Genomic DNA, 25,141 nt, shown 5'->3' with positions numbered 1-25,141 from the left:
AAAAACACACAACAGGGGAACGTCATCATGAAACTGCTACTATCATCCTTGCTGACGACAACGGTGCTGCTGGCCGCGGGTGCTGCCTCGGCGCAGGAATTCCGCATCGGGCTTCAGGAAGACCCCGACGTGCTCGACCCGCACAAGTCGCGCACTTTCGTCGGCCGCCTCGTCTACGCATCGCTTTGCGACAAGCTGATCGATGTCGATGCCGAGCTGAAATTTGTTCCGCGCGTCGCCACCGACTGGAGCTGGAACGAAGACAATACCAAGCTCACCTTCACCATCCGCGACGACATGACCTTCCATGACGGCACGAAGCTGGACGCTGCTGCCGTGGTTGCAAATCTCGAACGGGCGCGGACGCTGCCGGACAGCCTGCGCAAGAGCGAGCTCACTTCGGTAACGGGTGTCGAGGCGCCCGATGCCACGACCGTATTGCTGACGCTGGCGCAGCCCGACGCGACGCTGCTCGCGCAGCTTTCGGATCGTGCCGGCATGCTTCTGTCTCCGGCCACTTTCGAGAGCGATATCGGCACGAACCCGGTTTGCTCCGGCCCATACAAGTTCGTCAGCCGCGTTCAGAACGATCGCATCGTGCTGGAAAAATTCGCCGATCATCCGGATGCAGACGACTATCATTTCGAGCGGCTTGTCTTCCAGCCGATCCCGGATTCGACCGTGCGGCTGGCCAATCTGCGTGCCGGCGACCTCGATATGCTGGAGCGGCTGAACCCTTCTGATGCTGCGGCCGTCAGAGATGACGCGAACCTGCAGTTCATGCCCATCGCCGGGCTTGGCTATCAGGGCATCACCATCAACACCAGCGGCGAGGGTGACGGCGACAATCCGCTCGGCACGGACAAGCGCGTACGCCAGGCGCTTCAGCTCGCAATCGGCCGCGACATCATCAACGACGTGGTGGGCAACGGGCTGTTCGAGCCCGCGCAGCAGCCGTTCCCGCCGGCGAGCCCCTACAACAGCGACGACTATCCGGTCGTCACCCGCGACGTCGAGGCGGCCAAGGCGCTGCTTGCCGAGGCCGGCCATGAGCGCGTCGCCTTCACGCTCAGCTTCGGCAACAACACGACAGCCACGGCGATCAATGAGCTGATCCAGGCCATGGCGACCGAAGCCGGTTTCGACATCAGCCTTCAACCGACCGAGTTCGCCGCCATGCAGCAGGAAATGCAGGCCGGCAACTATCAGGCGGCGCAGATCGGCTGGTCCGGTCGCGTCGACCCGGACGGCAACCTGCATCAGTTCGTCACCTGCGAGGGAACCCTCAACGATTCCAACTACTGCAACGAGGAGGTCGATCGCCTTCTCAACGAAGCGCGCGAAACGCCGGACCCGGAGGCGCGCCTGCCGCTTTACAACCAGGCGCAGGCGATCCTGCAGGACGATCTGCCGATCATCTATGTCTACCACCAGCCCTGGCCGTTCGTGCTCGCCTCGAACGTCGAGGGCTTCCAGCCTTATCCGGACGGTATGTTGCGCCTCAAGGGCGTGATGCTGGCCGAATAGTCGAAACCAGGCGACGGCGTACCCGTGCGCCGTCGCCCCTGCATTGCGTGAGCCAAACCGGATGCTGAAGATCATCGCCAGGCGCGTTTTCGTTGCGATCCCCACGCTGGTGCTCGTGACACTGATCGTGTTCGGGCTTCAGAAGATACTGCCGGGCGATCCGCTGCTGACCATGGCAGGCGAGGAGCGGGACCCCCAGGTGCTTGCCTTCCTGCGCGAAAAGTATCGCCTCGACGATCCGTTCCACGTCCAGTACCTCGCCTGGCTCGGTAACGTCCTCACCGGCGATTTCGGCAATTCGCTGCGCACCGGCGTCCCGGTTTCGACGCTGATCGCGCAGAAGCTGCCGGTGACGCTGCAGCTTGCGGTTATGGCGATCATCATGGCGATGCTGATCGGCATTCCAGCCGGCATCATCGCGGCGGTGCGGAAGGGGACGGTGACGGACTATGCCGCCAACGCCGTCGCGTTGTCGGGCATGTCCATTCCGAATTTCTGGCTCGGCATCATCCTCATCATGATCGTCTCCGTGCAGTGGCGCCTGCTGCCCGCGTCCGGATACGTACCGCTGACGGAAGACCCGCTGCAGTCGCTACGCACGATGCTGATGCCATCCTTCGTGCTTGGTACGGCGCTGGCTGCATATCTGATGCGGCATACGCGCTCTGCAATGCTAGGCGTGCTGACCTCCGATTACATCAGGACCGCGCGGGCGAAGGGCCTGCTGCCGAAGACGGTTATCCTCAAACATGCGCTGCGCAATGCGCTGATGCCCATTGTGACCCTGTCGACGCTGCTGTTCGGCGAGTTGCTGGCCGGCGCCGTGCTGACCGAACAGGTCTTCACCATTCCCGGTTTCGGCAAGCTCATCGTGGACGCCGTGTTTACCCGCGACTATGCCGTGGTGCAGGGCGTCGTCTTGTGCACGGCCGTCGGCTTCATCTTCATGAACCTGATTGCCGACGTCCTCTACATCCTCATCAATCCGCGTCTGAGGCATCCGCAATGAGCGTCCAGGCAGAAGCCATCGCGCCGCGCCGCAAGCTCGGGCGCACGGCGACCAAGTTCCTCTCCAACCGCAGCGCCGTATTCGGCGGGGTGCTCGTTGCAACCTTCATCTTGCTCGCGTTGTTCGCGCCGCTGCTTGCCGGCTACGATCCGTTCGCGACCTCGTTCACGTCGATCCGCAAGCCACCTTCGGCCGAGTTCTGGCTGGGCACCGACGAGCTCGGCCGCGACATCTACACGCGCATGCTCTACGGCGCGCGCGCATCACTGATGGCGGGCGTGGTATCGGTTGCCATTGCAGTTGCCGTCGGCGTGCCGTTCGGTCTGCTTGCGGGTTATTATGGCGGCTGGGTGGATGCCACCATCTCGCGCGTTACCGAAGCGCTGCTGGCGATCCCGTTCCTGATCCTGGCCATCGCGCTTGCCGCTTTCCTAGGCCCGAGCCTCACCAATGCGATGATCGCCATCGGTCTCTCGGCGACGCCGATCTTCGTGCGCCTCACGCGCGGCCAGACGCTCGCGGTCAAGACGGAGGATTATGTCGAGGGCGCGCGCGCCATCGGCCTGCCGAACGTGCTCATCATGATCCGCTACATCTTCCCGAACGTGCTGCCGCCGATCGTGGTGCAGGCAACGATCACGATCGCGACCGCGATCATCGCGGAGGCGAGCCTCTCCTTCCTCGGCCTCGGGCAGCAGCCGCCGAACCCGTCCTGGGGCTCGATGCTTAACACCGCCAAGAACTTCATGACCCAGGCCCCCTGGATGTCAATCTTCCCCGGTGGCGCGATCTTCCTGGTCGTGCTCGGCTTCAACCTTCTCGGCGACGGGCTGCGCGATGCGCTCGACCCACGCGACAACTGACCAGACCACGGAGCAGCATCCATGTTCACTACAAGGCCCGAGATCCTCGGCACGTTCGGCGTCGTCACCACCACCCATTGGCTCGCCTCGCAATCCGGCATGGCGATGCTGGAGCGCGGCGGCAACGCCTTCGACGCCGCGGTGGCGGCCGGATTCGTGCTGCAGGTGGTCGAGCCGCACCTCGTCGGCCCCGGCGGCGAGGTGCCTATCGTCTTCCACTCGGCAAGAACCGGAAAGACCGAGGTGCTGTGCGGGCAGGGCACGACGCCGGCGGGCGCGACGATGGAACACTATAAATCGCAGGGGCTGACGCTGATCCCCGGCAACGGGCTGCTGGCGACCGTGATCCCGGGTGCTTTCGACGCCTGGATGCAGCTTCTGCGCGATCATGGCTCGCTGCCGCTGGCCGACGTGATGGCGCCTGCGGTCCACTATGCCGAGAACGGTCATCCGATGCTGCCGCGCGTTGCCAACACCATCGCCGGCCTGAAGGACTTCTTCACCCGCGAGTGGCAGACCTCGGCGGCCTTCTTCACGCCCGGCGGACGGTTGCCGGAAGCGAAGAAACTGTTCCGCAACGAAGCGCTGGCGAATACCTGGAAGCGCGTCATCTCGGAATCGCAGGCGGGCGGCGGCAGCCGCGAAAAGCAGATCGAGCGCGCGCGCGACGCGTTCTATCGCGGCTTCGTTGCCGAGGCGATCGACCGGTTCGCGCGCGAGAACGAGGTGATGGACGAAAGCGGCTCCCGCCATCGCGGCGTGATCACCGCCGACGACATGGCCGGCTGGCAGGCGACCTACGAAAAGCCTCTGACCTATGACTATCATGGCTATCGCCTGAACAAGATCGGTCCGTGGGGACAGGGGCCGGTGTTCCTGCAGACGCTGGCGCTGCTGAAGGGTTTTGACATCGGCGCCATGGATAAGCGAGGACCGGATTTCGTCCACACGCTGACCGAGGCGATGAAGCTCGCCTTCGCCGACCGCGAATACTACTACAGCGATCCGAATTTCATCGACGTTCCGATCGAGACGCTGCTGTCAGATGCCTATAGCGACGAGCGGCGTAAGCTGATCGCCGAGACAGCGTCGCTTGAGCTGCGGCCGGGCCGGATTGCCGGTTACGAGGAGCAGATTGCGCGCATGGATGCCGCCCTCGAGCGCCTGTCGCTGGTGGCCAACCCCGACGCGGCGTCGGCCGAGCCCACCATGGCCGATATGCGCTCCGTGCGACGCGGCGATACCGTTCACATCGACGCCATCGACAGGGACGGCAACATGGTCGCGGCGATGCCTTCCGGCGGCTGGCTGCAATCCTCGCCCTACATTCCCGAGCTCGGCTTCATGCTCAACACGCGCGCCCAGATGTTCTGGCTGGAGGAGGGGCTGCCGGCGAGCCTGGCGCCCGGCAAGCGACCGCGCACGACGCTGACGCCAAGCCTCGCCGAGAAGGACGGCCGCCCCTACATGGTGTTCGGTACGCCGGGCGGCGACCAGCAGGAGCAATGGCAGCTCCAGTTCTTCCTGCGCCATGTCCATCACGGCATGAACCTGCAGGAAGCGATCGATCTGCCGATGTCGCATACGGCGCACTTCCCGAACTCGTTCTATCCGCGTGATCGCAAGCCCGGGAACCTCGCCATCGAGGAAACATTCGGCACGGAGACTATCGAGGCGCTCAAGGCGCGCGGGCATCGCGTCGACGTGACGCCGGAGTGGTCGATCGGCCGCATGGTTGCTGCCGCGCGCGACGAGGACGGGATGCTGCGTGCCGCCGCAACGCCCCGTTTGATGCAGGCCTACGCCGTCGGCCGTTAGCATCAACGGCTTTGCGTTCGCGCGCGCCTGCGGCTAACGTTCCCATTCGATAAGCATGGGGGAGGACATGCGATGGCGGTGCAGGCGGCACGCAAGCTGCGGGAGCCGGTCGGCGATCCGGAATTCGGCCCTTGGCTGGCGCAGGCATCGATCCTGATCATCGATGACGAGCCGGGCATGCGCAATTTCCTGATGCGCACGCTCGGCCCGCGCTGCAAGCGCATAGAGGAGGCCGCCGATACGGACGAGGCGACCCGCAAGCTCGACGAGCATCACTTCGACGTCGTCATTCTCGACAACATCATGCCGGGAAAGAACGGCGTCGACTGGCTGGCCGAGCAGCGCGCGATCGGACTCTTTGCCGACGCCATCCTTATCACCGCATTCGCCGACCTTGAAACCGCGATCCAGGCGCTGCGGGCAGGGGCCGCGGATTTCGTGCTCAAGCCGTTCCGGTCCAACCAGATCCTCAACGCGGTGGCGCGGTGTCTCGACCGGGTGCGCCTGCAGCGTGAGAACTACGTGCTGCGCTACGAACTGCGCGCGGCCTCGGACCACATGTTGCTTCGAGACCGGCTGATCGGGGAGTCGGATGCCATCCGCCAGGTTCGCGAAACCATCGCCCGCGTTGCGCCGCTTCCCACGTCGGTGCTGCTCACCGGCGAATCGGGAACGGGCAAGGAGGTGGCGGCGCGATCGCTGCATTCGCTGTCCGAGCGTGTCGACAAACCCTTCGTGCCCGTCAACTGCGCGGCGATCCCGCCCGACATGATCGAGAGCGAACTTTTCGGTCATGTCAAAGGCGCTTTCACAGGTGCCGAAGGATCGCGCGAAGGCATTTTCATGCACGCGCAGGGCGGCACGCTGTTCCTCGACGAGATGGGCGATCTGCCGCTTGCCCTGCAGGGCAAGCTTCTGCGGGTGCTGGAAGACCGTCGGGTGCGGCCCGTCGGATCGGAGCGCGAGGTCCCGGTCGATCTGCGTTTCGTCTTTGCGACCAATGCCGATCTTGCGCGCGCTGTCGAGGAGGGGCGGTTTCGGGCCGATCTCTACTTCCGCATCAATGTGATGCAGATCCATCTTCCGCCGCTCAACGGACGCGACGACGATGTGCAGGAACTCGCCGACCTGTTCATGCGCAAGCTCTCCCAGCAGCTCGGCATGCCGCCGGTGCAGCTTGAGGACGAAGCGCGGGCCGCGCTGGCGCGGTACGACTGGCCGGGCAATGTGCGCGAACTGCGCAACGTCATCGAGCGTACCCTGATCCTTGGGCGCTTCCCGCTGGAGCAGCTCGGTGCGAGCCGCTCACCGCAGCGCGGGACTGACGAGAGTGACGGCAGTCTTGCCGACCTCGAACGCCGCCACATCCTCGCCGTGCTGAGGGACAGCGGCGGCAACCGGGAGGAGGCCGCCCGGCGGCTGGGCGTCTCGCGCAAGACGATCGACCGCAAATGCGCGGCATGGAATGTCTGAGACGACGGCCGATGCAACTGCAAAGACGAGGGAACGCGGCCGCTCGGTCCGCTTTAGGCTGCTCGCCATTGCGCTTCTGCCGACACTCGTGCTTCTGCCGCTATTGCTGGGTGTCACCGTCTTTCGCTGGAATGCCAAGTTTGATGCAACGCTGATTTCCAAAGTCAATGGCGACCTCACCATCGCCCACCAATATCTGGCGCGCATCCTTGAAAACACCGGCGAGCAGATCGCGGCGCTGGGCGCTTCCGCCCGCTATCGCGACACCGTCGAATTGCAACGGACCGCGCCGGACTCGCTCGAGCAGCTTCTGGAGGAAACCCGCCGCGCGCTTGCGTTCGACTTTCTGTACCTGACCGACGAGGCAGGCGATGTGGTTGCGTCGGCGCGCTCGCTGACTGACGGACGAAGACGGACCGACTGGCCGATCGTCGTATCCGCTCTTGCGGGAAGTCCGGCGACGGCCATCGACATTTTCAGCGGCGAGGATCTTGCCGCGATCTCGCCCGACCTTGCCGCGCAGGCGCGCATCGAGCTCGTGCCGACAACTAACGCCGTGCCGACCGACCGCAGCGAGGAGACGCGCGGGATGGTGGTTCATTCGGCCAGCCCCGCCGCACTCGGAAACGGCGAGACAGGCGCGCTCGTTGGCGGTGTGCTGCTCAACCGCAACCTCGAATTCATCGACACCATCAACGACCTGGTCTATCGCGAAGCAAGCCTGCCGGAAGGGAGCCAGGGAACCGCCACGCTGTTCGTCGACGACGTTCGCATCAGCACGAATGTGCGCCTGTTCGAAGGACGGCGTGCGCTGGGGACCCGCGTTTCGGCGATCGTGCGCTCCGCCGTGCTCGACAAGGGCCGGACCTGGCTCGACAGCGCTTTCGTGGTCAACGACTGGTACGTCTCCGCCTACGAACCGGTCATCGACAGCTACGGCAAGCGGGTCGGCATGCTCTATGTCGGTTTTCTCGAAGCACCCTTCACGGAAGCCAAGCGCGAGACATTGCTGACGATCCTGCTGGCTTTCCTGGCCATCGCAATGGTCAGCGTACCAATCTTCCTGCGCTGGGCGGGGTCGATCTTCCTGCCGCTGGAGCGCATGACCGGGACCATCGCCAGGGTCGAGAGCGGTGATCTCGGTGCGCGAACGGACGTGGCCGAGGCTCGCGACGAGATCGGTCGCGTCGCCGTACACCTCGATCACCTGCTGGACCAGTTGCAGGAGCGCGACCGGCAATTGCGCGAGTGGAACGAAGAGCTGAACGACCGGGTCGAGGAGCGGACGCGCGAACTGCAGCTTGCCAACCGACAGCTCGAGGCAACGACCAAGCAGCTCATCATGTCCGAGAAGCTCGCAGCGATCGGCGAGATCACGGCGGGCGTGGCGCATGAGATCAACAACCCGATCGCCGTGATGCAGGGCAATCTCGAAGTCGTGCGGGCAGTCATGGGCGACAGGGCGGACGAGGCGAAGACCGAATTCCGCCTCCTCGACGAGCAGATCCATCGCATCAGCCAGATCGTCACCAAGCTGCTGCAATTCGCCAAGCCCGAAGAGTATGCCGGCTATGTCGAGCGGCATGCCCCGGACAACGTGATCGACGACTGCCTGCCGCTGGTGCAGCATCTGCTCAACAAGGCCGAGATCGACATCGTCCGCGAGAAGAGCGCAAAGCGCCTCCTGCTGATGAACCGCACGGAACTGCAGCAGGTGCTTGTCAACCTTATCGTCAATGCCATCCATGCGATGCCGGACGGCGGAAAGCTCACCTTCGTTACACGCGACGAGGATGTCGACGGGCGGCCGGGCTTGGCAATCGTCATCGCCGATACCGGCGTGGGCATGAGCGATGAACTGATCCGCAAGGTCTTCGACCCGTTCTTTACCACCAAGCGCAGCGAGGGCACGGGGCTCGGTCTTTCCATCAGCCAGACCCTGATAAAGCGCCAGGGTGGGCGGATCGCGGTCGAGAGCGAAGAGGGTAGGGGCACCACCTTCACGATCTGGTTGCCTGAAGCTGTCTGAGACCTTCGGACATTTTGTCCATGCTCTCCGGACAAAATGTCCATAGAGCTTTTCTCTTGCTCGATAAGTCTCTGAAATCGTTGAGCCGCGCAACTGGCACACCCGTTGCTTATGGTTAAAGGCAACCAAACGGGAGGAGTGCGGATGAGGCGGGGACGCCGCAAGCCATAGACGTTCGGGCGGCCGCTGCCACGGAGGACGGCGCGGCAGCCGACAATCATCAGACGTAACCAGCAGGACGACCCGCGCGGATGCACTTCGGCGGGCGGAGGAGAATTCATGTCCACAGCAAGTGAAACCTACACGGGCGGCAGTGTCGGTGTCGGCATACTCGACAAGGAGCGCATCATCGCGCGGCCGGGCTTCAACCGCTGGCTCGTGCCGCCGGCAGCCCTCGCCATCCATCTCTGCATCGGCATGGCGTACGGCTTCAGCGTGTTCTGGCTGCCGCTCTCGCGCGCCATCGGCATCGATCAGCCGGTCGTCTGCGCTGATCTCAACGTGTTCACGGCACTCTTCACCACCACCTGCGACTGGCGCGTCTCCGATCTCGGCTGGATGTACACGCTGTTCTTCGTCTTCCTCGGTTCGGCGGCTGCCATCTGGGGTGGCTGGCTCGAGCGCGCGGGTCCCCGCAAGGCGGGCCTGGCGTCCATGGTCTGCTGGTGCGGTGGCATGATCATCGCTGCGATCGGCATCATCACCCATCAGTTGTGGCTGATGTGGCTGGGCGCCGGCGTCATCGGCGGTATCGGCCTCGGGCTCGGCTACATCTCGCCGGTTTCCACGCTCATCAAATGGTTCCCCGACCGGCGCGGCATGGCCACCGGCATGGCGATCATGGGCTTCGGGGGCGGTGCTATGATCGGCGCGCCTCTGGCCAATTTCCTGATGAACACCTTCCGCACGGAAGATTCCGTCGGTGTGTGGCAGACCTTCGTCGTGATGGCGCTGCTTTATGCCGTTGCCATGACGCTCGGTGCGTTCGGTTACCGCATTCCGCCATCGGGCTGGCGGCCGGAAGGCTGGACCCCGCCGGCAAACACCAACAAGGCGATGATCACGACCCGGCATGTCCACCTGCGCGACGCCCACAAGACGACCCAGTTCTGGCTGATCTGGGCTGTGCTCATGCTCAACGTCTCAGCCGGCATCGGCGTCATCGGCATGGCCTCGCCGATGCTGCAGGAAATCTTCGCCGGTGATCTGATCGGGCTGCCCGATCTTTCCTTCAACGAACTCGACGCCAGCCAGAAGACCGCCATCGCCGGCATTGCCGCAGGCTTCGCGGGGCTCCTGTCGCTGTTCAATATCGTGGGGCGCTTCTTCTGGGCGTCGCTTTCCGACTATATCGGCCGCAAGAACACCTACTACACGTTCCTGCTGCTCGGCATCGTGCTCTACGCGCTCGCGCCTACTGCGGCGCATATGGGCAGTCAGCTTCTGTTCGTGCTGATGTTCGGCATCATCCTGTCGATGTATGGCGGCGGCTTCGCAACGATCCCCGCCTATCTCGCTGACATCTTCGGCACCCAGTTCGTCGGCGCGATCCACGGCCGGCTGCTGACCGCATGGTCGACGGCGGGCATCGTCGGGCCGGTGGTGGTCAATTACATCCGCGAGTTCCAGCTTGCAGCCGGCATTCCGCGGGCGCAGGTCTACGACTTCACGATGTATATCCTCGCCGGAATGCTGGCGCTGGGGGTCGTGGCCAACTTCTTCGTGCGGCCCCTCGCGGACAAATGGTTCATGTCCGACGCGGAGGTTGCCAGCCTGCAGGCCAAGACGGCCGCTTCCCAGACCGAGCAGACCGGCTCGTTCGGCATCGGCAAGGGTGGCCTCGACGCCAAGGCAGTCATCGCCTGGACGGCTGTCGGTGTTCCGATCCTCTGGGGCATCTGGGTGACGCTCGAAAAGACGGCCGCACTCTTCGGCTGATCAACACGTGTATCATCCCCGGCGCGGTTCGCGCGCCGGGGACCATGCGACGGTCACGCACTGCTCTGGGGGTTGCGTGTCATGCTGATCGAACGGCTCGAACTCTTCATCGTGTTGGCCAAGGAAGGCCATTTCGGCCGCGCCGCCGAGGAATGCGGCGTGACGCAGCCAACCTTGTCTTCGGCCATCAAGCAGCTCGAGACCATGCTGGGGGTGATGCTGGTGGAGCGGGGCTCGCGTTTTCGCGGTCTCACGCCGGAGGGCCGGCAGGTGCTGACCTGGGCGCGCCGCATCGTCTCCGACACCCGCACGATGCGCGAGGAGATGCGCGCCGCGCGACTCGGCCTCTCGGGCCGCATACGCATCGCGGCCATTCCTACCGCACTGGCCATGGTCGCCGGCATCACCACACCTTTTCGCGAGCGGCATCCCGGCGTCGGTTTCTCCGTTCTGTCGCGTACCTCGGTTGAGATCCTGTCGATGCTCGGCAATTTCGACATCGATGTCGGCATTACCTATCTCGATCATGAACCCTTGGGAAACGTCACCGCCGTGCCGCTCTACAGCGAGCGCTACCATTTGATCGTCGGTGCGGGCGGGCCATTCTCCGACCGCGAGGAAGTGACGTGGACGGAGGTCGCGCAGGTGCCGCTCTGCCTGCTGACGCCTGACATGCAGAACCGGCGGATCATCGACCGGCATCTGGCCGCTGCCGGCGCAACCGTGCGGCCGACGCTGGAGTCCAATTCGATGGTCGTCCTGTTCTCGCATGTGCGCACGGGCGAATGGTCGTCGATCATGCCGCTCAACCTTGCGGCGGCTCTCGATTTCGCCGAGCCCATACGCCGCATTCCTATCGTCGCGCCGGCTGTAAGCCATATGGTCGGGCTCGTGGCAGCGCGGCGCGAACCGCACACGCCGCTCGTGTCGGCATTGTTGGCGGAGGTGGCCGGCCTGAACGAGACGGCTCTCGGCGTGCAACACCTTCACCGCTGATAAAGAAGACCTTAAAGGCCGAAGCGTGGCAATGAAAACGGCCGCCATTGCGGGTGCGATGGCGGCCGTCAGGTTGTTTAAGCTGCGTCGCCTCAGGCGGCGAGGGTCACCAGTTTCGGCACGAGATAGGCGTTGATCGCTTCCGACCCACCTTCGCTGCCATATCCGGAATCCCGCACACCGCCGAAGTGGATTTCCGGAAGGGCGAGGCCATTGTGGTTGATCGAGGTCATGCCTGCCACGATGCGCTTGCCGAGTTGATCCGCCGTCTCGGTCGAGCGCGTGAACGCATAGCTTGCAAGGCCGTAGGGCAGGCGGTTTGCTTCCGCGATCGCGTCCTCGGTGGTGGCGAAGCGGTTGATGATGGCCACAGGCCCGAACGGCTCCTCGTTCATGATGCGCGCGTCCGTTGGCACATTGGCCAGCACGGTCGGCTCGAAGAAGTTGCCCTTGTTGCCGATGCGACGGCCGCCGGTTCGCAACTCGCCACCCTGCTCAACGGCATCGGCAATCAGGGATTCGAGCACGGGGATGCGCCGCTCGTTGGCGAGCGGCCCCATGGCGGTACCTTCCTCGAAGCCGTTACCGACCTTTACTGCCTTCGCGGCCGCCGTGAAGGCGTCCACGAAACCGTCGAACGACTTTTCCTGGACGAGGAAGCGTGTCGGGGACACGCAAACCTGGCCGGCATTGCGGTATTTGGACGCCGACAGAACCTTCACCGCTTTGTCGATATCCGCGTCGTCGAAGACGATCGCCGGAGCATGGCCGCCGAGCTCCATCGTGGCGAGCTTCATGTGCTGCCCGGCAAGGGCCGCCAGATGCTTGCCGACCGGAGTCGATCCGGTGAAGGAGATCTTGCGGATCGTTGGGTGCGGGATGAGGTATTCCGAAATCTCGGCGGGAACGCCGTAGACCAGCCCGATCACGCCAGCCGGGATGCCGGCATCGGCAAAGGCACGCACCAGTGCCGCCGGTGCTGCGGGGGTTTCTTCCGGAGCCTTGACGATGATCGAACAGCCCGCGGCAAGCGCAGCAGAAAGCTTGCGCACGACCTGGTTGATGGGGAAGTTCCAGGGCGTGAAAGCGGCGACCGGACCGACCGGCAGCTTGACGATCATCTGGGTAACGCCCGGTGCGCGTGCCGGCACGACCTGTCCGTAGGTGCGGCGGGCCTCCTCGGCGAACCAGTCGATGATGTCGGCGCCTGCAAGGGTTTCCATGCGCGCTTCGCCCACGGGCTTGCCTTGTTCCAGCGTCATCGCCTGTGCGATCTCGTCGGCGCGCTGCCTGAGTATGTCGGCAGCCTTGCGCATCAGCTTGTAGCGCTCGAATGGCGAGGTCGCGCTCCAGGTGGCAAAGCCACGCTCGGCCGCTTCCAGGGCCGCGTCGAGATCCACGCGCGTTGCGTGGGCGACCGTGCCGATCGCCTCGCCGGTTGCCGGATCGACCACGTCGATCGTCTTGCCTTCTCTTCCGGGTCGCCATTCACCGTCGATGAAGAGCTGTGTCGATGGGTAATTTGGCGTCGTCCGTGTCACTGATAAATGCTCCTTACGCTGCCTTGAGGACCGGCTGGCTGACAAGCTGATCCTCGTCCAGCGCGATGCGCGCCGGAATGCGTCCTTTTGTCAGCCGGTCGTGATAGAGCGACACGCCGTCGGCGGGTGTCAACTCATCATCGGCAACGCGGCGAAGAATTTCGATCAGGTCGAGCGGCGATTCCGCCTGATTGATCTTGCGTCCGAAGAGCGCAAGCCGCGCTCCATGTCGCTTCGACTGAGCGAGCAGTTCGAATGTGTCGCGGGTGGTGCCGCCGGCACCGCCGAGCACGCCGACGATCATTTCGTCATCATACGCCACCAGTTCTTCCATCGCGCGCGGCCCGTTATAGGCGACCTTGAGGAAAATGGGTGCTGCCTCGCGATCCACCCCGGCCAGGCAGCGCACGATGCAGTCGTTGACGAACTGGCCGACTTCTTCGCCGGCAAGCGTGCCGACATTCGGGTTAAAGACTTCGAGGAAGTGCCTGAAGCCGAGCGCGTTGCACTCCGCGCGAAACGCATTGTAGGCGGTCAACGTGCGATGGTCGGCATCGACGTCGTTGGTGAAGGTCAGGCTGTAGAGGCCGAGATCGGCACCTGCCACACCCTTCGGCAACGAAGGACGGCCGCCATGCATGACGCGCGAGAGTTCGGCCGTTCGGAATGGCTGTGATGGGGAAGCGCGATAATTGCCATGGCGTGGCAGCCAGATTTCGCTGGTGTCGTTGACGCGGGCCGCCCGGGCCATGTTGCTGTTTGCGAAAAGGTCCTCCTCCACCGCCAGCTTATGCAGATTGTAAGCGGAGAGCAGCATCAGATCGACGATGTCCTGCTTCACAACGGCCCGGACGATGTCGAGGAATTCCCGGCGATTGCGCGGCCGTTCCTTGCCATTATCGTCGCTGACCATGCCCAGCGCGGCAATGCCGCGCGCCATGTCGGGGTCCTTGGCGTCGCAGATCAGAAATTCCTTCGAACCGGACGGGTCGCGCCTGATCGCGGCCAGCTTCTCGTCAAGCCTGGTGTTGCGTTCCATCGGGGTCGGGGTGAAACCTTCAGTCATCGTGCAGCAATCCAATTCAAGTCGAGTTCAGGGTCGAAGCGCTGGAGCGCCTGCGGTGTCGGGAGCCCGGCACGACCGCCGGGGACAGTGCATTTGAGGGCGGCAACGCTGTTGGCGAAGCGGATCGTCTCTTCGAGCGGCCGCCCGTGGGAGAGAGCCAATGCAAAGGCGCCGTGAAAGGCGTCGCCGGCGCCAACGGTATCGACAACCTCGACACACGGCGGACGGACATTTCGCAGCGCACCGCCGTCGAGCCAGTAGAGGCCGTCCGCACCGTCGGTGACGCCAACGACTTTGTGGCCGGGACGGCGGGCGCGACCCAAACCCTCTTCTATCGAATCCGTTTCCGTGAACTGGGCGAGGCCCGGTCGGGAGAACACGACATGGTCGCAGCCGGCGATGACGGGTTCGACCACCTCGCGCGGGTGACGTGTAATCTCGGCGTCCAGCACCGATGGAATGCCTTCCCGTTTCGCCTGCTGCAGACAGGCAAGCGCGCCTTGCGGCCACGACAGATCGCAAAGCAGCGCGCCGCCTAGCGTTTCCGGGCGCAACCAATCGGCTTCGGTCGGCGTATCGGGATCGACATAGGCGACGATCAGCCGCTCGCCTTTTTTATCCACGAGAATGACGGCCCCGGGCGACCGGTTGTTATCGAATGCGCGTAGCCAGGCCGTATCGATGCCTTCGCCGCGAAGCTCATCGGTAATCGCATTTCCGGTGGCGTCCGCGCCTATGCGCGCTGCAATCGCCGCGCGCCCGCCAAGCCGGGCGATCGCAACGGCTGCCGTCGCGGCCGGCCCGCCGCCGACTTCTCGGCGTTCCCGCGCGTAGACCTTCACCGGCTCGCGGGGGATCTCGTCGACCGAGAAAATCGTATCCTGGATGGCAAGGCCGACGCAGAAGACCTTGCCGCGACGCCGGTCAGACAAGTCGCGCACCCGTATCCGGATGGAAAAGGTGAATGGCTTCGCCATCGACGCGGAAGCGCATTCCCTTGTCGCCGGTGTCGGCGGCGCCGGGGCGGATGCGGGCCATGACCTCGCGCTGACCGAGAGTGACCACGGCAATCGAGTCAGCGCCATGTTCCTCGACAAGCACAACGTCGGATTCGAATTCGTCCGAACCTTGCGGACCATCTGCGATGGCCAGGTGTTCCGCACGCATGCCGACATCGACATTTTTGACGTCGGCCCGCTCGATACTCTCGTTGCGCGAGGCCGGCAGTCGGATCGTCTGATCCTTGCCGAAATCGAGAAGGAAGGCATCGCCATCCCGCCGCAGTGTGGCGGGCACGAGGCTCATCGGCGGCGAGCCGATGAAGGTGCCGACGAAACTGTTGACCGGGCGCTGGTAGATGTCGCCCGGCGTCCCGATCTGCTGCACCTCGCCCAGCTTCAGAACAACGATCCGGTCGGCCATGGTCATGGCCTCGATCTGGTCGTGCGTAACATAGATGCTCGTCGTGCCGAGCGCGTTCTGGAGCTTGCGTATCTCCATGCGCATGCCGACGCGTAGCTTTGCGTCGAGGTTGGAAAGCGGTTCGTCGAACAGGAACACCTTGGGGTCGCGGATCAGGGCGCGTCCAAGCGCGACGCGCTGACGCTGCCCGCCCGACAACGCGCGCGGCTTGCGCTCGAGCAAGGCGTCGAGTTCCAGCATTTTCGCGACCTCGGAAACCTTCGCGTCGATCTGCTCGGGGGAGAGCGCGCGCATCTTGAGCGCAAACCCTAGATTTTCAGCGACCGTCATATGCGGGTAGAGCGCGTAGTCCTGGAACACCATGGCCATGTCGCGATCACGCGGCGCCACCTGGTTCAGGCTGTGTCCGTCAAGCTTGATCTCGCCCGATGTGATCTCTTCCAGACCGGCGATCATGCGCAGAAGCGTGCTCTTGCCGCAGCCGGAGGGTCCTACCAGCACGATGAATTCGCCATGATCGACGTCGAGGTCCACGGCTTTCACCGCCTCCACCCCGCCGAACTGCTTTTGCACCGCCCGCAGTGTCAACTCTGCCACTTTGTTCTCGCTCCCTGTTGACAAGTCGCTCCCATAAAGCAGAATAATTACACAGTGTAAACATGGCGGAGAGCCGATGTCCGGACGATTTGTCCCCCGTAGCAGAAAGCAGACGAGAGCGACCGTTCTCGAAAGCCTTTTGCGCACGAAAGGTGCGTTTCGTACTGATTTGGCTCGGGAAACAAGCCTCACCGAGGCGAGTGTTTCACGCATCGTAGCGGATTTGCGTACTGAAAAACTGGTCGAAGAGAGGAAGGAATCTGCTCCTCATGCGGGCGGGCCGACCGCTCTCGTTACATTAAGTAATAATATCAACGTGCTCGGTATCGAGCTGTCGAACAGTCGTTTGTCGCTGGGTGTCGGCAATTTTGGCGGTACGCTCGATTACGTCGAGCGAATGCCGGCGTCTCCGAACCTCGATCAGGACGAGTTCGAAAGGCTGTTCTCGGCAAGCGCCGTGGCGTTGCGCGAGTGGGTTGATGCCCGCGGCATCGACCTGCGCCAGGCAGCAATGTCCATCCCGGGCTACGGGCGCGAGGCCGGCAACCCGATCTTTCCGTGGGACATGGCGCGCCTGGAAGGGTTCCTGGGCAAAGTGCTGCCGGGTCTGCCGCTCGCGCTGACGAACTCGGTCGTCGCTCAGGCCGCCTTCAACCGATATGCGATGCCTTCCACCTATGCTGTCGAAGGCGATCACCTGTTCCTGTTCGTTGGCCATGGCGTGGCGGGTGTCATCGTCAACGAGGCCGAGCCCATCGATGCCTTTTCCCCGTTCGAGATGGGGCACATGGTGATCGAGCGCGACGGTCTCGTATGCCGCTGCGGCCATCGCGGCTGCGTTGAGGCCTACACCTCCCTGCGCGCGGTTTCGACGATCATCGGCGTGCCGGGCAACGAAATTCTCGCGCGGGGAGACCGGTTCCTCGATGCGCTCGAAGTCGACAATCTTGCGCGCGAGATGCTGCGCGAGCGCCAATTCCTGCTCGGTCTGGCGCTGGGGAACGCGCTCAACCTGCATCCGGTCCCGGCCGTCGTGATCAGCGGCTGGCCGTCGCTGACGCCCGAGTCGGACCGCAGCGCAATTTTTGACGGACTGAACCAGAGCCTGCTTGGCGGCTATGACGAAGGGCGGCTTTCGCTCTCCTTCATCGCGCCGTCGATCGGGAACGACCCAAAGGCCGCGCTCAGCTATGCGGCCTATTGTTTTGTAAGCGGCGGCGGGCTCGAGGCGGCTTCCGATGCGCGCGCGATGGAGGAGACTGCCTGACATGCTGACCAGAACCAAGCCGGCCGATACGGACGGGCGCCATATCGGTGTGCTCTTCGTGGCTTCGCCGCTCTTTTCGGAAGCCGCCGCGGCTGAGCTGATCACGCGCACCGGCCGGCTGATGGGCGAGGGCGGGCTGCAAGGGCGGTTCACGCTGGCAGGCAAGCTCGCCCGCGACCGCGAGAGCTGCCGTGAAGCGCTTTCCTCGCTCGATTTCGATGCGCTTGACGGGCTGGTCGTCCAGCTTTCTACGTTCTGCACGGCCGAACTCCTGCATGATGTGCTCGACGCCGTCGGCGACCGGCCGATCCCGATTGCGATCTGGGCGCTCGAGGAGGCCGAGGAGATCGTCACCAATTCGCTTTGCGGTGCGCAGCTCTGGGCATCGACACTGAGCCGCTTCGGTCACGGTTTCACCTTGCTACTCGGTAACCCGGAAGATCCGACCCTTGCCGGAGAACTCACCGCATTCGCCGCGGCATCGCGTGCGCACAGCCGCCTGCGCGGCGCACGGATCGCGTTGATCGGCTCGCATGCCGACTGGTTCACGAACCTTGCCGTCGACCCCTGGATGCTGCGCCAACGTCTCGGCATCACCATCCAGCAGACGACGCTGGTCCGTTTCCTGGAAGCCTGCAAGGCGGATGACGATGCCGTGCGGCTTGGTGCCAGCCGCTGGGCGGAGGCCTCCTTCGACGGCGGCGACGACGAGACCGGACGCCTCGCGCTGGGGCGCACCTATGCACAGCTTGCCGCGGGACTTGACCGGATCGAGGCCGACGCCATCGCAATCCGCGACTGGCCGGAAATCCTCTACGCCGAGAACTTCAAGGGTACCTGGGGCGCGCTGGGCGAGCTCTCCGACCGCGCAGTGCCGATCGCGCCGGAGGGCGATGTGATGGGTGCCGCGACCGCCCTCGTGGCGCGCGCGTTCGATCCTGCATCGCTGCCGTTCCTTACCGACATTTCAGGGCTCGACCGGGCAAGAAACAGGCTGGTGCTGTGGCACTATGGCGTCAGCCCGCGCCTTGCCGACGGCCCGCGCTCGGTCGATCCTGCGTTGAAGCAGGAAACCTTCCCGCTCAGGGCCGGCCCGATGACGCTGATACGGCTGTCGCTGCGCGACGACGGCACGCTGCGCATTTTTGTCTGCGAAGGCGAGATCGAGGCAGAGAAGTCGCGTGCCAATCGCGCGGCGGGCTATTTCCGCCCCGCCGATGCAGGCGCGGAGGAACTTGTTCGCCGCTTCATCGATGAAGGCTACGAGCATCACGTGACCGCCATCTATGGGCGCTGGGCCGACGCCGTGCTTCATCTCGGACGGCAGCTTGGCGTGCAGGTTGATCATGTCTGACGCGCCGATGGTCACGACCCTCGATGGTGTCGCGCTTGATGCGCCATGGCGCCCGGTATCCATCGGCTGGAGAGCCGATGGCGGCTCCTGGACGCATCTGCCGGCGGACCGTGCCGACGGCGTGCGAATGACGGTGAGCGCCGAAGCCGATGGCCGGCGCTTGCTCATCACGCTCGAAAAGGACGATGCGGCGGCGCTCGACATCGCCTTCGCCGTGCCGCGCAAGTTTCAGGCCTTCGGCGGCGGCGAGCGTTTCGAGACGCTGGACCTGCGCGGCCAGTCGGTGCGCTACTACCTGGAGAATTTCGGCCTCGGAAACGGCACCTATCTTCCGTCGCCCTGGATCGCGACGACGCTCGGCTACGGGCTTTATCTGCCTGAAGAAGCGCCGGCGGTGTTCCACATCGCGGCACCTTTCGATCCGAACATGCTGCGCATCCAGGTCGAAGGCGGCCGCCTCGACCTCGAAATCCATCTCGGGGACCTCGGCGACCTCTACGCTGCGCTGATCGAGAGGATCGGTCCGCCGCTTATGCCGGAAGCGAGCTTCTTCGATCTCTGGAAGGCCGGCGACTGGCGGATCGAAAACGCGAAGACCGTGCAGGCCGACATCAATGGCCACGCCGCGCTCGGCCTGCCGATGGGCGTCAAGCTGATCGACGCTTACTGGGCGAGCGAAGTGCATTCCTTTGCCTTCGACACACAGAAATATCCCGATGCCGACGCCATGATCCAGCGGATGGCGGAAGACGGGACCGAAATCTATCTTTGGCTTTGCCCCTGGGTCGTCGTCGGCACCAAATCGTTCGAGTTTGCGCGGGCGAAGGGATACACGATCGTCGACGCGCAGGGCGAACTGATCACGCGCCGGCCGGGTGCCAACCCCAACATCGTGGCGGCGCTAATAGACTACTCGAACCCGGAAGCTGCCGCATGGTGGTCGGACAGTCTGCGCGGCCTGCTGCGGCAGGGCATCAAGGGCTTCAAGGCCGACTTCGGCGAACAGTTGCCCGAACATGCCGTGCTCCATTCCGGGGAGACAGGTGGCAAGGCGCACAACGCCTTCGTGCGCTATTATCTCGAGGCGACGATCGCCGCCTTTGACGGAAAGGTGCCCGCCATCATCAGCCGGTCCGGTTCGCCGCGCGTGCGCGCGCCGATCTGGACGGGTGACCAGACGTCGGATTTCTGCCCCAAGACCGGTCTGCCGTCTTCCGTGCGTGCGGTTCAGAGCGCTGCATTCGGCGGCTGGTCCTTTGTGGGCAGCGACCTCGGCGGCTATTTCGGCACGCCGACGCCGCAGGTCTTTGCGCGCTGGACGCAGTTCTCCTGCTTCACGCCGCTTATGATGCTGCACGGCCTCGGCTGCCGCGAGCCCTGGGACATGGATGAGCAATCCGCCGCCGTCTATCAGACCTATGGCAAGCTGCATCTGGCGCTCAGGCCGATCTTCGAGCGCTACGGACAGGAAGCTGCGCAGGGCGGGGCGCCGATGATGCGGATGATGCCGCTCGCCTTCCCCGAGATCGACTGGTCGGCCGTCAATGACTGGGATCAGCAGTACATGCTCGGCGACGACATTCTGGTCGCACCGGTCGCCTTCTACGGCAATACGCGCGCGATCTATCTGCCGCAGGGCGAATGGTTCGACGTGCTGACGGGCGAGTACGTGTCCGGCCTGGCGTGGCGCATCCACGACGTGCCGCTCGATAGAATGCCGATCTTCATACGCAAGGGCGCGCGGCTGACGCTGGCCAGCGACATAGATGCTCGCCGCGCGGTTCAGCTTGTCTTCGGCGATGCGGGAGATTCGGTTCAGCCTGAACCGGAGGGTGGCTGGTCGATCGATGCCATCGGCGTCGCCGGCAGTTCGACCGGAGGCCCGGCGGCGCTACCGATGGTCGAGGACCTGGAGGCCTGGTTTGGAACCGGGTTTGCCTGGACACGCTCAACAGACAAGGCAGGCAGCTCAACTTGATAACAGCAGCAGCGCCGAAGGGCGCACAGTGGAGGAGAATACCTATGCGACATTTTCTGAAATACAGCACAGCCGCGGCAGCACTCGCCGCCACGCTCGGCGCGACGCCGGCCTTTGCCGACAACGTCGTGCTGTGGGTGAACGCACCGCTCGCCTCGGCGCCGGATGCGCCGATCTATGCCGAATTGAAGGCCTTTGAGGCCGAGACCGGCCACACGGTCGAAATCCAGGCAGTTCCGCACATGGAGATGGAGCGCAACCTCTTCGTCGCCATGTCTGGCGGTGCTGGACCGGACGTCATGGCGCTCGACATCGCCTGGGTTGCGGGTCTGGCAGATGCCGGCCTGCTTACCGATGTGACCGACAAAAGCGACCCGATCGCCGATCAATATCAGCCCGGACCTCTGTCGGCCGGCCGGTTCAAGCAGCGCCAGTATGCGATGCCGCTCTACACCAATAACGTCGCGCTCTACGTCAACAACAAGATGCTGGCGGAAGCGGGCATCGACGCGGCGCCGAAGACCTGGGACGAATTCCAGGCAGCCGCCATCGCCATGACCGACAAGGACGCAGGCACGTTCGGCCTTACGTTCGGCGGAAGCCGCGTCGGCGCGTTCCAGCTCTACCCGTTCATCTGGCAGAGCGGCGCCGAGATCATTGCTGACGACGGCACGGTCGGCGTCGATTCTCCGGAAGCCATCGAGGCGGTGGAGTTCATCTCGGGTCTCTATACCGAGCATCAAGCCATGCCCGCATCGGTGTTGACCGCCAATTCGTGGGACGAGGTCAACGCGCCTTTCATCCAGGAACGCGCTGGCATGCTGATCAGCGGCGACTGGGCGATCGGTGCGCTGAACAACGGCAATCCCGATCTCGATTATTCGATCGTGCCGCTGCCTGCCGGCAAGGAGGCCGCGACGGTAATCGGTGGCTACAACCTCGCGATCAACGCCAACTCGGGTGTGTCCGATGCGAGCTGGGAGCTGGTGGAGTGGCTGACCGGTCCGCGCAGCGTAGAACTCATGGCGCAGTACAATCGTCTCTCCGCTCAGGCGGCGGCTGCAACCGACGAGGCTATCGCCAAGCTGCCTGAAGAGCTGCAGCCGTTCATGATGCAGGCAAGTGCCGGCCACGCCCGTCCAGTGGTTGCGCAATGGAGCCAGATCCATTCCGACGTGTTCGGCACGGTCTGGGATTCGGCACTGCGCGGCGAGCCCATCGACGAGGTGATGACGCGGGCTGCAACGCAGATCAGACAGATACTGGGTCAGTAACGCCATGAATGCGCGCGCTCCGAGAAACCAGCAGCTGCGGCGAACCTGGTCGTCCGTCTTCGAGACGGGCACGGGCGCGCGCATCTATCCCTATCTCATGGTGCTTCCCGCCATCATCATCGTGGTAGGCGTGGTGGTCTATCCCCTTGTGTCCGGCGTTATGTCGGCCTTTTACGACGTCACCTTGCGCACGCTCAACAGCGGCGACATGGCGTTCGTTGGCCTGCGCAACTTCGAGCGCGTCTTTGCCGATCCGAGCTTCGGCATTGCGTCGTTCAACACCCTTGTCTGGGTGGTACTGAACGTCGTCGTGCAGCTTTCCCTCGGCCTTGGCCTGGCGTTGCTGCTCCACCGGGCAATCCCCGGGATCGGCTTCTTCCGGTCGGGCATCCTGGTTCCGTGGGTGGTTCCCAGCGTGGTCGCCGTGCTCACCTGGCGCTGGATGTACGACCCCAGCGTCGGCATCGTGAACGAACTTCTCGTTCGCTGGGGCATCATCGACGATTACCATCCGTGGCTTGGCGATACGGCAACCTCGCTCTACGCCGTCACCGTGGAGAGCATCTGGAAGGGAACGCCCTTCGTCATGCTGCTGCTGCTGGCGGCCCTGCAGCTCGTTCCGCGCTCGATCCTGGAGGCCGCGTCGATGGACGGCGCGTCCGGCTGGCGCAAATTGTGGCATGTGATCCTGCCGCAAATCCGGGTCTCGTTCGCGATCGCGGCGGTGCTGACCTTCATCCTGACGGTCAACAACTTCAATGCCATCTGGCTGATGACCGAAGGCGGACCGCTGAACTCGTCCGAAATCCTGTTCACGCTCGCCTACAAATACGGCTTCCAGCGCTACGACCTCGGCATGGCCTCGGCTGTTGCGACCATGCTCTTCGTCGGCCTGGTGATCGCCACAACGCTCTATCTCAAGCTTATCCAGGCAAAGGAGGGCGAGTGACCATGAGCAGCGCCGCCATCACCGCCACTCCAGCTGGGACGACCGTCTCTGTACCGCCGCTGCGCCGGAGCTGGACGCCGAAATGGCTCCGTGTCGGCTTCCTCTATGCCGGCCTTTGGGTCGCCTTCGTCTGGTGCGTCTTCCCGTTCTACTGGATGATCGCGACGTCGCTGCGTGCAAAGGACGAGCTTTTCGCACGGCCGCCGAGCCTCGTGCCGCATTCGTTCACGTTCCAGAGCTATGTCGATCTGCTTGTCGGCGCCGAATTCTGGCGGTTCGCCCTCAACAGCCTTATCCTGACGGCCAGCGTCACAATCATCAGTGTCGCGATCTCGGTGACGGCCGGGTACGCGATGGCGCGGCACCGCTTCAAGGGATCGGTGGCCCTGCCACTGTTCATGCTCTACGGGCAGATGTTCCCGCCGGTGCTGCTGCTCATTCCGTTCTACATCCAGCTTCGCTGGCTGGGCTGGCTCGACAGCCTCTACGGCCTGATCCCCGTCTATCTCAGCTATATGCTGCCGCTCTGCGTGTGGCTGATGCGCGGGTTCTTCTCGCAGGTCCCGCACTCGCTGGAGGATGCGGCCAGGCTTGACGGCTGCACGCGCTGGCAGGCGTTCTGGCGCGTCATCCTGCCGATGGCCCGTCCGGGCATCGTGGCGGTGGCGACCTGGGTGATGATCCACACCTGGAACGAGTTCCTGTATGCCAGCACTTTCATCCTCTCGGACAAGAACCGCACGCTGCCGCTCGGCCTATCGGGTCTGATCGGTCAGTACACCACAGACTGGGGAATGCTGATGGCCGGTGGCGTCATCACCTCGGCGCCGATCTTGCTCGTCTTCTTCTTCCTGCAGAAGCATCTGGTTTCCGGTGTCGGCGGCGGCGCGGTGAAGGGCTAAAGCACATGACAAAGATCAAGCGTATCCAGGCCTTCGCATTGTCCTGCCCGACGCCGGGCGGAGCGGTTTTCGCCGTCGGCCGGTCCGCCAAGCGCGACATGGTGCTGGTGCGGATCGAGACCGAGTGCGGCATCGTCGGCTACGGCGAGGCGCACCATGCGCAGACGCCGAGCACGATTGCCGCATTCATCAACGATGCGCTCGGCCCATCGCTCATCGGCATGGACGCGCACGAGACCGAAGCGATCTGGGACAAGTCCTACAGGCATTACATAGCGACCCACGGACCGGGAGCCGCCGCGGTGATCGGGCTGAGCGGGGTTGACCTTGCACTGTGGGACATCAAGGGAAAGGACCTCGGCCAGCCGGTCTATCGGCTGCTCGGCGGCAAGAGGAGGCCGATCCGCGCCTATGCCGGCGGCATCAGCCTTGGCTTCCAGCCGGTGGACGATCTCAAGCGTGAGATCGAGGGGTTCATCGCGCGCGGGTACGACTTCATGAAGCTGCGCGTCGGCGATACGCTTGAGAAGGACCTCGAGCGCGTGAGCGCAGTCAGGGCGGCATTCGGTCCCGAGATCACGCTTGCGGCGGACGCCGGCACCCGCTACCGCACAGCCGACGTCGCCCGCATTGCTGAGGTCTGCGAGGCAGGTCGCCTTGCCTGGCTGGAGGAGCCGTTTACGCCGGACAACCTGCCCGGCTACCGGCGTCTGCGCGACCTGACGGCGACGCCGCTGGCGGCCGGCGAGAACCATTTCACACGGCACGAGTTGCGGACGCTCATCAGCGAGGAGGTCATCCAGTTCGTGCAGGCGGATTGCTGCAAGACGGGCGGTATCACCGAGATCCTGAAAATTGCTGCCCTGGCAGGCGCATGGCACCTTCAGTTCGCGCCGCACACCAGTGCTTCGGTGCTGAGCACGGCTGCTTCCACCCATGTGCTTTCGGTGGCGCCCAATGCCTTTATCTACGAGGCGGATGTGTCCGCCATCAACGCGTTCCGCGATGAGCTCGGCACCCCGTTCGAAATCGTCGACGGGACCATTCTCGCGCCGGATGCGCCGGGGCTCGGGGTCGAGATAGACGAGACGGTGATCGAGAAATATCCGTTCATTCCAGGCGCATCTTACCAGTAGGC

At 64.0% G+C, this 25,141-nt stretch carries 19 protein-coding genes; 15 read left to right on the top strand and 4 right to left on the bottom strand.

The window, feature by feature from the left end:
- Positions 1-27: 27 nt before the first annotated feature.
- The 8 genes from ACVJNE_RS02345 (at position 28) to ACVJNE_RS02310 (ending at position 11,653) form a co-directional block, all read left to right on the top strand.
- Positions 28-1,527: an ABC transporter substrate-binding protein gene (locus ACVJNE_RS02345; RefSeq protein ID WP_499562617.1), complete on the top strand. Its 1,500-nt coding sequence runs from the start codon at positions 28-30 to the stop codon at positions 1,525-1,527.
- 61 nt (positions 1,528-1,588) lie between these two features.
- A complete protein-coding gene (locus ACVJNE_RS02340; RefSeq protein WP_173192893.1) occupies positions 1,589-2,536 on the top strand; it encodes an ABC transporter permease in 948 nt (315 codons plus the stop codon).
- Positions 2,533-3,399: an ABC transporter permease gene (locus ACVJNE_RS02335; RefSeq protein WP_499562615.1), complete on the top strand. Its 867-nt coding sequence runs from the start codon at positions 2,533-2,535 to the stop codon at positions 3,397-3,399. Before ACVJNE_RS02340 ends, ACVJNE_RS02335 begins: the two co-directional genes overlap by 4 nt.
- A 21-nt stretch (positions 3,400-3,420) precedes the next feature.
- Positions 3,421-5,217 (top strand): gamma-glutamyltransferase family protein, encoded by a 1,797-nt coding sequence (locus ACVJNE_RS02330; protein WP_499562613.1) that lies wholly within the window; start codon positions 3,421-3,423, stop codon positions 5,215-5,217.
- A 72-nt stretch (positions 5,218-5,289) separates the two neighbouring features.
- Positions 5,290-6,690 carry a sigma-54-dependent transcriptional regulator gene (locus ACVJNE_RS02325; protein WP_499562611.1) on the top strand — a complete coding sequence of 467 codons (1,401 nt, stop codon included), beginning with the start codon at positions 5,290-5,292 and terminating at the stop codon, positions 6,688-6,690.
- Positions 6,683-8,719 (top strand): sensor histidine kinase, encoded by a 2,037-nt coding sequence (locus ACVJNE_RS02320; RefSeq protein WP_499562609.1) that lies wholly within the window; start codon positions 6,683-6,685, stop codon positions 8,717-8,719. The genes ACVJNE_RS02325 and ACVJNE_RS02320 overlap by 8 nt, the downstream gene beginning before the upstream one ends.
- A 279-nt stretch (positions 8,720-8,998) precedes the next feature.
- Entirely contained in the window at positions 8,999-10,657 is a 1,659-nt protein-coding gene (locus ACVJNE_RS02315; protein ID WP_499562607.1) for an OFA family MFS transporter, read from the top strand.
- Between the two features lie 84 nt (positions 10,658-10,741).
- Positions 10,742-11,653, top strand: a complete 912-nt coding sequence (locus ACVJNE_RS02310) for a LysR family transcriptional regulator (protein WP_499563186.1) — start codon at positions 10,742-10,744, stop codon at positions 11,651-11,653.
- 92 nt (positions 11,654-11,745) lie between these two features.
- Here the strand turns inward: ACVJNE_RS02310 and ACVJNE_RS02305 are convergent, their stop codons facing one another.
- From ACVJNE_RS02305 to ACVJNE_RS02290, 4 genes are read right to left on the bottom strand one after another with little or no spacing between them, the layout of a single operon-like run.
- Positions 11,746-13,194 carry an NAD-dependent succinate-semialdehyde dehydrogenase gene (locus ACVJNE_RS02305; protein WP_499562605.1) on the bottom strand — a complete coding sequence of 483 codons (1,449 nt, stop codon included), beginning with the start codon at positions 13,192-13,194 and terminating at the stop codon, positions 11,746-11,748.
- A 13-nt stretch (positions 13,195-13,207) separates the two neighbouring features.
- Positions 13,208-14,260 carry a hypothetical protein gene (locus ACVJNE_RS02300; protein WP_499562603.1) on the bottom strand — a complete coding sequence of 351 codons (1,053 nt, stop codon included), beginning with the start codon at positions 14,258-14,260 and terminating at the stop codon, positions 13,208-13,210.
- Positions 14,257-15,192, bottom strand: coding sequence for a PfkB family carbohydrate kinase (locus ACVJNE_RS02295; protein ID WP_499562601.1), 936 nt, complete (start codon positions 15,190-15,192; stop codon positions 14,257-14,259). The genes ACVJNE_RS02300 and ACVJNE_RS02295 overlap by 4 nt, the downstream gene beginning before the upstream one ends.
- Positions 15,185-16,279 (bottom strand): ABC transporter ATP-binding protein, encoded by a 1,095-nt coding sequence (locus ACVJNE_RS02290; RefSeq protein ID WP_499562599.1) that lies wholly within the window; start codon positions 16,277-16,279, stop codon positions 15,185-15,187. The genes ACVJNE_RS02295 and ACVJNE_RS02290 overlap by 8 nt, the downstream gene beginning before the upstream one ends.
- Before the next feature lie 316 nt (positions 16,280-16,595).
- Here ACVJNE_RS02290 and ACVJNE_RS02285 point away from each other — a divergent pair, with 316 nt between their 5' ends.
- Genes ACVJNE_RS02285 through ACVJNE_RS02255 form a run of 7 tightly spaced genes read left to right on the top strand, consistent with a single transcriptional unit; the run spans position 16,596 to position 25,139 of the window.
- Entirely contained in the window at positions 16,596-17,546 is a 951-nt protein-coding gene (locus tag ACVJNE_RS02285) for an ROK family protein (RefSeq protein ID WP_499562597.1), read from the top strand.
- Between the two features lies 1 nt (position 17,547).
- Positions 17,548-18,900, top strand: a complete 1,353-nt coding sequence (locus ACVJNE_RS02280; protein ID WP_499562595.1) for a hypothetical protein — start codon at positions 17,548-17,550, stop codon at positions 18,898-18,900.
- The gene (locus tag ACVJNE_RS02275; RefSeq protein ID WP_499562593.1) at positions 18,893-20,878 is read left to right on the top strand and encodes a TIM-barrel domain-containing protein; all 1,986 of its coding nucleotides are present in this window, start codon (positions 18,893-18,895) and stop codon (positions 20,876-20,878) included. Before ACVJNE_RS02280 ends, ACVJNE_RS02275 begins: the two co-directional genes overlap by 8 nt.
- 44 nt (positions 20,879-20,922) lie before the next feature.
- Positions 20,923-22,152: an ABC transporter substrate-binding protein gene (locus ACVJNE_RS02270; RefSeq protein WP_499562591.1), complete on the top strand. Its 1,230-nt coding sequence runs from the start codon at positions 20,923-20,925 to the stop codon at positions 22,150-22,152.
- Positions 22,153-22,156: 4 nt separating this feature from the next.
- Positions 22,157-23,101: a carbohydrate ABC transporter permease gene (locus ACVJNE_RS02265; RefSeq protein WP_444727960.1), complete on the top strand. Its 945-nt coding sequence runs from the start codon at positions 22,157-22,159 to the stop codon at positions 23,099-23,101.
- Between the two features lie 2 nt (positions 23,102-23,103).
- Entirely contained in the window at positions 23,104-24,003 is a 900-nt protein-coding gene (locus tag ACVJNE_RS02260) for a carbohydrate ABC transporter permease (RefSeq protein WP_499562588.1), read from the top strand.
- A 5-nt stretch (positions 24,004-24,008) separates the two neighbouring features.
- Positions 24,009-25,139 carry a mandelate racemase/muconate lactonizing enzyme family protein gene (locus tag ACVJNE_RS02255; protein WP_421926402.1) on the top strand — a complete coding sequence of 377 codons (1,131 nt, stop codon included), beginning with the start codon at positions 24,009-24,011 and terminating at the stop codon, positions 25,137-25,139.
- Positions 25,140-25,141: the final 2 nt, after the last annotated feature.

This window comes from Mesorhizobium sp. DxT (genome assembly GCF_058448885.1).
This window is presented reverse-complemented; position numbering and strand designations above follow the sequence as displayed.